Origin of the sequence: Serratia sp. ASV30 (assembly GCF_016428815.1) — a bacterium.
Lineage (GTDB): Bacteria > Pseudomonadota > Gammaproteobacteria > Enterobacterales > Enterobacteriaceae > Chania > Chania fonticola_C.
In genome coordinates this window covers 1-9400 of sequence record NZ_JAELTL010000097.1, presented here as the reverse complement: position 1 = coordinate 9400, position 9400 = coordinate 1, and the positions used below count along the sequence as shown (strand labels likewise).

Annotated in this window: 13 protein-coding genes; 3 read left to right on the top strand and 10 right to left on the bottom strand. The window is 46.6% G+C overall.

Annotation, left to right across the window (positions count from 1 at the left end; genetic code table 11):
* Positions 1-968 precede the first annotated feature (968 nt).
* The 10 genes from JHD74_RS24725 to JHD74_RS24680 all read right to left on the bottom strand — a co-directional run bounded on the left by JHD74_RS24725 (position 969) and on the right by JHD74_RS24680 (position 6956).
* Positions 969-2090 carry an MrcB family domain-containing protein gene (locus JHD74_RS24725; RefSeq protein ID WP_199063753.1) on the bottom strand — a complete coding sequence of 374 codons (1122 nt, stop codon included), beginning with the start codon at positions 2088-2090 and terminating at the stop codon, positions 969-971.
* 195 nt (positions 2091-2285) lie between these two features.
* Complete coding sequence (locus tag JHD74_RS24720) at positions 2286-2510, bottom strand: hypothetical protein (protein ID WP_199063752.1); 225 nt, start codon at positions 2508-2510, stop codon at positions 2286-2288.
* Positions 2511-2531: 21 nt separating this feature from the next.
* A complete protein-coding gene (locus JHD74_RS24715) occupies positions 2532-2726 on the bottom strand; it encodes a hypothetical protein (protein WP_024528233.1) in 195 nt (64 codons plus the stop codon).
* Positions 2727-2801: 75 nt separating this feature from the next.
* Complete coding sequence (locus JHD74_RS24710; protein WP_199063751.1) at positions 2802-5015, bottom strand: replication endonuclease; 2214 nt, start codon at positions 5013-5015, stop codon at positions 2802-2804.
* A 105-nt stretch (positions 5016-5120) separates the two neighbouring features.
* A complete protein-coding gene (locus JHD74_RS24705) occupies positions 5121-5345 on the bottom strand; it encodes a TraR/DksA family transcriptional regulator (RefSeq protein ID WP_024528231.1) in 225 nt (74 codons plus the stop codon).
* Entirely contained in the window at positions 5345-5581 is a 237-nt protein-coding gene (locus JHD74_RS24700) for a DUF2732 family protein (protein WP_199063750.1), read from the bottom strand. The genes JHD74_RS24705 and JHD74_RS24700 overlap by 1 nt, the downstream gene beginning before the upstream one ends.
* A gap of 67 nt (positions 5582-5648) precedes the next feature.
* Positions 5649-5951 (bottom strand): hypothetical protein, encoded by a 303-nt coding sequence (locus JHD74_RS24695; protein ID WP_024528229.1) that lies wholly within the window; start codon positions 5949-5951, stop codon positions 5649-5651.
* Positions 5952-5962: 11 nt separating this feature from the next.
* The gene (locus JHD74_RS24690) at positions 5963-6142 is read right to left on the bottom strand and encodes a phage filamentation protein Fil family protein (RefSeq protein ID WP_071784411.1); all 180 of its coding nucleotides are present in this window, start codon (positions 6140-6142) and stop codon (positions 5963-5965) included.
* 10 nt (positions 6143-6152) lie between these two features.
* Entirely contained in the window at positions 6153-6662 is a 510-nt protein-coding gene (locus JHD74_RS24685) for a phage regulatory CII family protein (RefSeq protein WP_166733454.1), read from the bottom strand.
* Positions 6663-6692: 30 nt separating this feature from the next.
* Positions 6693-6956 (bottom strand): hypothetical protein, encoded by a 264-nt coding sequence (locus tag JHD74_RS24680; protein ID WP_024528227.1) that lies wholly within the window; start codon positions 6954-6956, stop codon positions 6693-6695.
* Between the two features lie 135 nt (positions 6957-7091).
* Between JHD74_RS24680 and JHD74_RS24675 the strand changes: the two genes are divergently transcribed.
* From JHD74_RS24675 to JHD74_RS24665, 3 genes are all read left to right on the top strand, one after another.
* On the top strand, positions 7092-7679 hold the full coding sequence (locus JHD74_RS24675; protein WP_199063749.1) for a phage repressor protein CI: 588 nt from the start codon (positions 7092-7094) through the stop codon (positions 7677-7679).
* A complete protein-coding gene (locus JHD74_RS24670; protein ID WP_199063748.1) occupies positions 7679-8695 on the top strand; it encodes a tyrosine-type recombinase/integrase in 1017 nt (338 codons plus the stop codon). The genes JHD74_RS24675 and JHD74_RS24670 overlap by 1 nt, the downstream gene beginning before the upstream one ends.
* Before the next feature lies 1 nt (position 8696).
* A partial coding sequence (locus tag JHD74_RS24665; protein WP_199063747.1) for a hypothetical protein occupies positions 8697-9400 on the top strand: 704 nt, incomplete at its 3' end.

The window sequence follows — 9400 nt, the reverse complement described above, 5'->3', positions numbered from 1 at the left end:
CCCCCCCCCCCCCCCCCCCCCCCCCCCCCCCCCCCCCCCCCCCCCCCCCCCCCCCCCCCCCCCCCCCCCCCCCCCCCCCCCCCCCCCCCCCCCCCCCCCCCCCTTTCCAAGCAGAAGACGGCATACGCGATGATACCTCCTGTCTCGTGGGCTCGGAGATGTGTATAAGAGACAGGTTTACTATTCTGCTTAGCTCCTGTCGAATAACATTGTTTTTAAATAAAAAAGAAAATGTATTCGATGGTTCTCTCTGAAGATCCACTGCATTTTGATCTTCGATAAGTTGTAATCTGTTTTTTCCGTCTAACTTTAATGTGTGAATGGCAGTGTACTGACATAGATAATGACGAGGTAATTTATTGGGATTACTAGCTTCATTTAAAATATTAGGGAGTGAAAGTTGAAGTCTTGATGCAGCACTATTTTGCGGAACGATTTTACTAATTACTATGTGGTCGCTATATATTGTTTCATTTTTTATGGGGGCAGCCTTTAATTCATTCAGTTCACTTTCAATGTTTTCAAACGCATTTTGTTCGTAAGTGATATTTTTAATTACATATCCGGATTTTGGATCTCTTTCTTTTAACCAATTTTCAATCTCAATTAGTGCTATTGACTTACCACTATTATTTGGTCCAACGAAGACCGTTATAGGAGATAATTGTATATCTAAAGGAGGCTGTGAGGGTGTGGTTCCAGACATAAAAGTAATTTTCTCAAGCATATTTGAATACCTTTTTTAATATCAATCCGTGGAAACATACTATATACGAAAAAATTAGAATAATTGATTTTTTTATTAAATAAAACCAGATGCGCGCAATGCTATCCCCGCCTCGCCTGCCCGCTTCATACACCGCTTTTCATGCAGTTGCATGATCCGGCGCGATCCGCGTCAAGACTGGTGCTGCGGGGGTAAAAATCACACCGGATCATCGTGCAAATTCATGCACTCAATGCATGCATCAGTCTAGTAAACTATCCTCTTTGCGATAAAATCCAAATAACTCTTCAATACTGACAACGATCTCTCTTGATTTCAGAGCATTTTCTCGCTCCAGAAATAGCTTTTGCAGCAAAGGATGCTTATCAATAGGGACTCCATGATGAAGTTGCCTATGGCATGTCGGACAAAGCGAGACAATGTTTTCCGTGATATCTATTGAAAAATTAAATTTCTCTTGGTTACTAATAGGTATGAGATGATGAGCCTCGACATAATCACTATCGTTTACATAGGATTTAAAAGTTTTATGATTGTGATCGTACTCACATTTGAATTCAGCTTTACGAATAGCTTCAGCTGCAAATCGCTCGTCTCGGGCATATGTATAACGGCCACTTATTTTTCGCTTTGGCGGTATAGGTACCCCACCACTATCAGAGAGAGTAACCGTCCTACCTGTTTTACTCCCTTTTTCAGCAAGTTCTAAACTATACTGCTGATACTGTTCTTCTGTTATTGAATTCAATGCACTTAATGCATCTCCGCAGACCATGAACAAATCGTCATAAGCATTCAAAAGTGATTCAAAATCACTCAGGAAAGTAGCTTCGCTAGGTAAGTTAAATTCATCATAGTGAAAACTAGCTATGGCGCCTGTCTCATAACCAATACCCAAATGCTTATTTGCTTTTAGAGATATTGCCCCTTTAAATGCAGGGGAGCTAATATTAATAAAATTTTTAGCTAGATCCGCGGTGTGTCTCATGCGTAACATAGCAACTTTAGATGGGTATTTTTCCTTATACTCTGTAACAGACTGATTTAATGATAAAACACACGATTTCATATCTGATGAGAACAGTAAAACTATATAGTAACCTTTCTGAGCTGACTCGGTGATCCTTCTATTAAATATACACACCCAGGGAATTTCAGAAACAGCACCTTGACCAATAGAACCAACCACTTTAAAATCGTGATCTCTATTTAATGTTTTTAGTTTCCATCTAATAAGGTTTGGAATTTCCAGCATAATTGATTTAATGCTCGGATACGGAGTTCCAACCGCCTTGGAAGTCTTTCCCTTTTGCTCCCTACGCATTTCATCATAGTTATCGAAAACATTCTTTAATAACCGCATATATCCCTCTGCCATACTTTTTATTACAGTATGTAAAAATCCACATTGGGACGCAATAAAAACTGAATTTTAACATTATTTTTTGACTAAAGTGTATCCTCCATCACACTTGATTAATGCTACAGAACCCGATATAGGCAACAGTAGGCCAATATCGGGCTAACAAATATGTTTATCTCGAAAATGACTATAAAATCAGCAAGCCATCAAATATACATTATGCTGATAGCGCCCCTCCTCAATCACCCTGAAGCGGTGCCCAGACCAGTGCAAAATGTAGTAGTTCGCCTCTGCCGGTGTCATATGGATACCGAGCTGTGCGGCCACATGGATGAAATCCACCGTTTTAATCCGGCGACCTTTGTCGGTAAATTTCAGCGCTTCATGCAGTGCCGAAGCCAGGTTCATCTCTCTTTTCATGCTGCTACCTGCTATGGATTACTAAACTGTCGCGAGCTGCTTGATCACTGCCGCTTTTTCCGGGCTGATGCTGCTTTTCATCTCACCCGCCAATTCTGAAATCCATATCAGTGCTATCTCTTTATCTCTTGCCTGGCTCTCATAACAAACCCCAAGGCGGGCGATGAGCTCAATACGTTCCAAAATGACCACGTCTTCCACTGCTGGTAAATGCACCCTACTTTCCTCCGATGCTTACAATTAACTGTATGCATATACAGTATTAACTATTGATTCTCATTGCGCAACTGATTATTCGAAGCTTGCCCAATCCTTAACCGGCTCATACTGCATTGATATATCACCAAATTTGACTTTAGTACCACGCGCTAGCACTTCCAGTTCCCAACGTTCAGCCTGGATACCCTTCTGTATCAATTCTGAGTTAATCCGAGGGATGCGAGCACGCTCATCAGGGGTTAATCGGGCCGATGGGGCTACCGTTCGCCCTTGATACGCGTTGTTGCTGTGCTGCGCTCTGTTTACCTGTGGTGCATTGGCTCTAATTCGCGCCATAACAGACCGTGTAACGGTCGTATCATTCCAGTCAATTGGGGTTTCTGGTGGGTGTTCCAGCACTGCCACGGCCTCCACCGGCTCCTTATCCTGCTGATCTGTCACCGCATTGCTGCCGACCAACCCACAGTTATTGACAGGACTCCGAGGCGCGCCAGAGGCGCTTTTTAAGGTCAAGCCCTCAAGGTCAACAACCTTGGCGACGATGCGCCATTGGGTGTTGCGGGTCTCATGAATGCGTGAGATCCCCAGGTGCGGGGCGAAAATGCCGATCACCTTCTGCACTTCTTCATCGTAGGCGTTGAGTTCATCAGCAATGCGGCGAGCAACACGCACGGTCTGTTCCTTACGGGGAACATTGGCCCCGCCCTGCGCCAGGATGTAGGCGGCAAAATCTCCGGCATCCGCAGCAGCGCGGACGGCCTCAACGCTAGCGTCAAAGTCATCTGCCAGGTTGATAGAACGGATGCGGCGGCATTCGCGGTAAGCACCCATGGAAGGTAGACCGATGGAGTGAAATTGAGGAATACGCCAGGTTGACGCCCAGGCGGTAACGGCGGCGGCGGTCTCGGTCAGCAGCTCACCGGTTTCATGATCGCGCTCACCGTCCAGGGCATAGCCATCGATATTTTTTGCGATGTACTTCGCAATATAGCCCGCCGCGCCGCCCTTATTGAGGTGCTTGCAATCAAAACGATTCTTCGCTGCGCCGCGTTCGTCGCCATCTTCGTCCATGGCATAACGGCGCATGATATCGATCACCCGTTGGCGCTGTTCTTTGGTGGTGAACAGCATCATGTGCCAGTGCGGGGTTGCATCGTGATGGGGCTCAACGACTCGCACGCCATAAACCTGCAGATCATTATCTTTAAACGCGGTACGGATCTTACTCCACAGCTTGACCAGGTAACGCTGGCCGTCTTTGGGTGTGTAGGCTTCTGCATCCCAATTGTGGTTAAACTGCACCTTGGGATTGGTTTTGCCGAGGGTGCGCGTCGGATGGTATTTGGACGGCGTGGTGATGGTGATAAACAAGCCTTTATGCCCGTACTCGGCAGCGGCTTTCTCGACACCGGCGATCATCGCCATTAACTCCATCCGACGGATCTCCGGGTTGGAGATACTCGCCATCACCTTGTCGATAAGGTTGATACGTTCGCCGGTGTCGACGTTCTCCAGCTCCCGGCTGTTCAGGTAATCCAGATTGGACTGGCGGCGGGCTTTCACTTCGCGGATCGCCTGCTTACTGGCATAGGCAGAAACTCCCCGGTTCACATTACCCACCGCAATCAGCAAGGCTTCACGCCAGCGAGTACGCTGGGCTTTCAGTTGGCGTTCCCACCACTCGGCATTCACCAACCGTGACAAACTGGCAACTGCTGACTGAGTATCAAGCTTGCCTTTACGGTATTTACGCCAATGCATTGGGGTAACATTGAAAGCACGGGCCATCCCCGCAACCTGAGAATAAAACGTTGCCTGGATATCATCATCTAACAAACCTGTATTATCACCGCCGTTCTCAGCCAGAAACGCTTCGCAATAACGCTCATAGTTCTGCATCAACTGCCCGGCGATCCGGTCAGCAAAACGCTTCAACGCCTTATCATCCATCCCCGGCAAGCTGGCGTAGTTATCCAGTTCCGACATAAAACAGGGTGATGCATGGAGATCCATCGCATTTTTATCGTTAACGGTTTGGATGCGGGGCCAGATACGGCGATCAAATTGCAGCACCAGCCACTTGTTGGCATCGTGCAGCCCTTTGCTTTTCAGCAGGTAGTCATGGCGAGACAAAAAGCCCGCACTGAGAAATTGCGGCAGGGAATGGATATTGCGCAAAACAGCTTGCCCCTGAGCATGTTCCTCACGGGTAAGCGGTCTTACTGGCCCGGCAATCGCCGGGCGCGGTAGGTTCCAGGAATAAGCCCACGGATTGCCTTCAGTCATAAGGTTGCACTTCAGGTCTGCGAGCGTATTCCGCATCACTTAAATCAGCGGCCCAAAAAAAGCCCACTGCAAACAGCAGCAGGCTGAAAACGATGATGAAGCCCGTCATGCCTGCACCGCATAATGGCGGCGCTTGGCTTCACGTAGGTGCTGACAGGCTACGCAGGTTTCTACGCCCAACAGGGCAATGCGGCGGGCTTCGGGGATCGGTGCATCGCAGTCTTCACATTTAAAAGCCGAAGGCATAACCGAGGACTTACGGGCATTGGCGATCTGTGCATCCAGGATCAGCGCTTGACGCTCTTGTGCGATATCCATGAGGTCAGCCATCAGTGCAGCTCCTGCGCTTTGTGTTCGATGGCTTCAGCCTCTTGGCGCAGTAACTCCACGGCCTCGATAGCGTTCAAGCCGTTTTGTGCAATATGCGACGCCAGACGAATCAGGCGAGCGGCGGCCACTTCCGCCTGATTTTTACGTTCATCAAGGCGAGCGGTATTGAGCAGCACGATCACCCTGTCGTGATCCGACTCATTGCCTTTATCAATACCGATAATTTGTGTATTCATTGGGTTAATTCCTTAATTCAAGCAAAGCGATGCCCGGCGGGTTTACGCCAGAATGTCGCCAGGGGGGTTAATTACTGTTTAATTCGCAATCATCATCACTGATGAAACGCGGTAAGGTTTTTGATAAATCAATCAGGTCATTCAGCGCCCAGATGATTTTCTGGCGCTCGGTGTAGCTCATTTCGGCAAACGTCATGAGTACATGGCGGGCTTTCAGCTCGGCATGGAAGCAGATTGTCTTGCGGATATGCGGTGGCGATTTATCAAAAGCCTCTTGTGCCACGTTTTTCCTGTAGGCAAACAGTTCCCGCTTAATCTGGGAAATGCGCTTAATGCCGATAGCTTTTTGTGTGTCTGTTGCCAGTAACATATCAACCCCAATTAACGGCAGAACAAACGGCGCAGCAGTGGCGCAGGTTTAGAAGTGGATAGACCGCGCAGTAACGCAGACTGATCGTGACATGGCCGCCAGCATTTACCGCCCGGCAATTCAATGAAACCATGCTCAAAATGGCGTGATGGGCTTTGGCGTTTTAGCAATGGAGCAATCGAGATAGGCATAGCTATAACCTCAACTTAAACCGGCAACGGCACCCAGGCCACTAATCACATCAACGGTAGAGGCTAGTGCTGGGGTTGATTGGATGCGGTTTTGAACGGTCAGACCGATCAGTGACAAATGGCGGATCGCGGTGTTGACGCTTTCCAGCAAAGCAGACTTGCGGACAGGCGTTTTATGGTCGCCTTGTACCGCAGCGGCAGCGATAGAGCCCATCGCGGCAGTGGCATGAAGGGCATAGGCTGGGATGTTGCCAGCACTAGCCTCATTGACTGGCACTGAAGGCATACAGTTAATCTGTGCCAGCATGGCATCAAGCAGGCTGGAGTCTTCTGTAGCATCGGTGATCGCCAGCAACTCAGCGCAAGTGAGTTGATGCGGTTGTCCTGGGCTCAACTTGTTGCGCAGCGTTTGTGCATTCATACCAACCTGTTGCGCTAACTGCGTTACGTTATGGCGCGCTGGGAACTGGCGACAGGCTTCTTCGAAGTGCGGATGTTTAGAGACAGCGTAATCAAACATGCTTCATCCTCAAAATTCACATATAGTGAATCAGTAGCCAATAACGAGTTTAAAACGTGAATGCCCCAATGCTTTACGCAACTGATCTTCTTTCCAGCGGGCGTAATAGATGCGAATCGGGCCACCTGCTTTTGTGCAGCCTTTACGGATGGTGCGGGGTTCTATGGGTAACTGCGGGTTGTCTCCAGTTGTCCAACGATAAACAGTGCGGAGAGAGACACCCTCTAACTCTGCAAACTGTTCAGTAGTTACGATCGGTGCAGGTACTTTGAAGATTGCGATCTCAGAAGCCATGTTGCATCATTCCCTATTTGCCAATACTTGCGATTAATAGTCATCAGTTTGCCAACATGTGCCATTAATCAATTTAGGTTTAGCCGCATAATAATGCGCAAAAGCCGCAACAGTCAATGCGTGGATACGAATTTTATGCAAATGGATTCAGAAATCAGTAACGAACATGTCTTAGACAGAATTTGTGATGTCTATGGATACGCCCAAAAAATCCAGCTTGCCCGTCATTTCAATATTGCTGCCAGTTCCCTACAAAATCGCTATACCAGGGGGAGTATCTCTTATGATTTCATCGTCCATTGCTCTCTTGAGACAGGTGCTAGTGTTGAGTGGTTACTTACAGGAAAGGGAGAAAAACTAGCGTCAGGTAAAAACTCACCTTCTCCTGTTGCTGAGGATACAGCGGTTAAATTATTCACTTTAAGTGAAGGTAAGTTGATCGAGGGTGCCGCTTTGAGAATTTCTCGTTCATTCTTTAGTCGTGACCTAAGCAATCCTCTGTGTGTTCGTTCTGATAACGCAATGCACATTGTGGAGCCCGGCTCGTCACTTTCCGATGGCGTATGGCTTGTAGATATTGAAGGAGCTAAAAGCATTCGTGAATTAACTGTCTTACCCGGCAAAAAGTTACATGTTGCTGGCGGCAAAGTACCTTTCGAATGTGGAATTGATGAGATAAAAACGCTGGGTCGTGTGATAGGAATATACAGCGAGATAAACTGATGACCGTCCGTAAAAATCCGGCTGGCGGATGGATTTGCGAGCTATACCCGAACGGTGCGAAAGGTAAACGCATCAGAAAAAAATTCGCTACCAAAGGTGAAGCTCTAGCCTTCGAACAATACACGGTTCAAAACCCGTGGCAGGAAGAAAAAGAAGACAGACGCACGCTTAAAGAGTTGGTTGACGCTTGGTATAGTGCCCACGGCATCACCCTGAAAGATGGCCTCAAACGTCAATTAGCAATGCACCACGCTTTCGACTGCATGGGTGAACCGCTTGCAAGAGATTTCGATGCACAGATGTTCTCCCGATACAGGGAAAAAAGGCTTAAAGGTGAGTATGCACGTTCAAATCGTGTGAAAGTAGTTTCTCCGCGCACACTTAATCTTGAGTTGGCCTACCTTCGAGCGGTGTTCAATGAACTAAATCGCCTCGGGGAATGGAAGGGCGAAAACCCGTTGAAAAATATGCGCCCTTTCCGCACGGAAGAAATGGAAATGGCTTGGCTCACTCGAGACCAGATCGGGATGCTGCTTGCAGAGTGTAAACGCCATGACCACCCAGATTTAGAAAACGTTGTGAGAATATGCCTCGCTACTGGTGCTCGATGGTCTGAGGCTGAGGGGCTTAGAAAAAGCCAACTTGCTAAGTACAAAATCACCTATACAAATACAAAAGGTAGGAAAAACAGAACCGTACCTATTAGTAAAGAGTTATATGATTCTCTACCTGAAGATAAAAAAGGTCGGCTCTTTGCTGATTGCTATGGCGCATTTCGCTCTGCTTTGGAAAGAACAGATATTGAATTACCTGCGGGACAACTTACCCATGTTTTGCGCCATACCTTCGCCAGTCACTTTATGATGAATGGCGGTAATATTTTGGTATTGCAACGCGTGCTCGGCCACACTGATATCAAAATGACGATGCGATATGCACACTTTGCCCCTGACCATTTAGAAGACGCCGTAAAGTTGAATCCTCTTGATTATCCCCCCATTTTTATTGAGGTATAAAATGTTACTTGATGACGCATCTATTGATGGCCGTATTAAAGGTATTTGGTATCAAATATGCAGCCAGCACAAACAATCATTCATAACTATTGATGAAGTGAAAAGTATTGCCACCGCGAAACACTTAACAATTCTTGAAATAAAAGAAATTAGCTTTGGTTACAATGTTCATTCTGGCGGAATTTTAATTAAAACAGATGTAGGCAGTGCCATATATCCTCGAATAAGAGCTGTCGACGTGCCATTATTCCAAAGAAACATCACTCCATTGTTAAATTATGAAAGATATTTAAAACATATAGATTGGTTTTTGCCTCCATATATAACCAATGGTGCACTAGGTGATTCAATAATGAGATGTGGCGTGACTCCAAAGAATTTTTCTTCGATTGACACCGCCTCAGCTCAAGAACGTTTTGAAACTGAACTTGGCAGCCTCTACCCCTTATCAATTATAATACCTGTAACGATACAGATTCTTTCTAAATCAACTGCAATAGGAAAACACCTGCCAATTATTAAAGAGTCAATACTGGCTTTCTATAGCGGAATGAAGATAGCTGCCATTTCTTCACTTATTCCTATTATTGAGGATATTTTGAGAGTCATAGTAGGGGAAGAAGGAAGTGAGTTAGATACAGTAAGTAAGATTAATGTTTGTTTTAACTTAGCATGTTTGAATGTTTTAAAGCTAGACATCCATGG

Bases quoted from the DNA above. Each gene is read 5' to 3' on its own strand.
- JHD74_RS24705 (WP_024528231.1), bottom strand. From the start codon at position 5,345: ATGGCTGACCTCATGGATATCGCACAAGAGCGTCAAGCGCTGATCCTG.
- JHD74_RS24685 (WP_166733454.1), bottom strand. From the start codon at position 6,662: ATGTTTGATTACGCTGTCTCTAAACATCCGCACTTCGAAGAAGCCTGT.
- JHD74_RS24725 (WP_199063753.1), bottom strand. From the start codon at position 2,090: ATGCGGTTATTAAAGAATGTTTTCGATAACTATGATGAAATGCGTAGG.
- JHD74_RS24675 (WP_199063749.1), top strand. From the start codon at position 7,092: ATGCAAATGGATTCAGAAATCAGTAACGAACATGTCTTAGACAGAATT.
- JHD74_RS24710 (WP_199063751.1), bottom strand. From the start codon at position 5,015: ATGACTGAAGGCAATCCGTGGGCTTATTCCTGGAACCTACCGCGCCCG.
- JHD74_RS24700 (WP_199063750.1), bottom strand. From the start codon at position 5,581: ATGAATACACAAATTATCGGTATTGATAAAGGCAATGAGTCGGATCAC.
- JHD74_RS24680 (WP_024528227.1), bottom strand. From the start codon at position 6,956: ATGGCTTCTGAGATCGCAATCTTCAAAGTACCTGCACCGATCGTAACT.
- JHD74_RS24670 (WP_199063748.1), top strand. From the start codon at position 7,679: ATGACCGTCCGTAAAAATCCGGCTGGCGGATGGATTTGCGAGCTATAC.
- JHD74_RS24690 (WP_071784411.1), bottom strand. From the start codon at position 6,142: ATGCCTATCTCGATTGCTCCATTGCTAAAACGCCAAAGCCCATCACGC.
- JHD74_RS24720 (WP_199063752.1), bottom strand. From the start codon at position 2,510: ATGAAAAGAGAGATGAACCTGGCTTCGGCACTGCATGAAGCGCTGAAA.
- JHD74_RS24695 (WP_024528229.1), bottom strand. From the start codon at position 5,951: ATGTTACTGGCAACAGACACACAAAAAGCTATCGGCATTAAGCGCATT.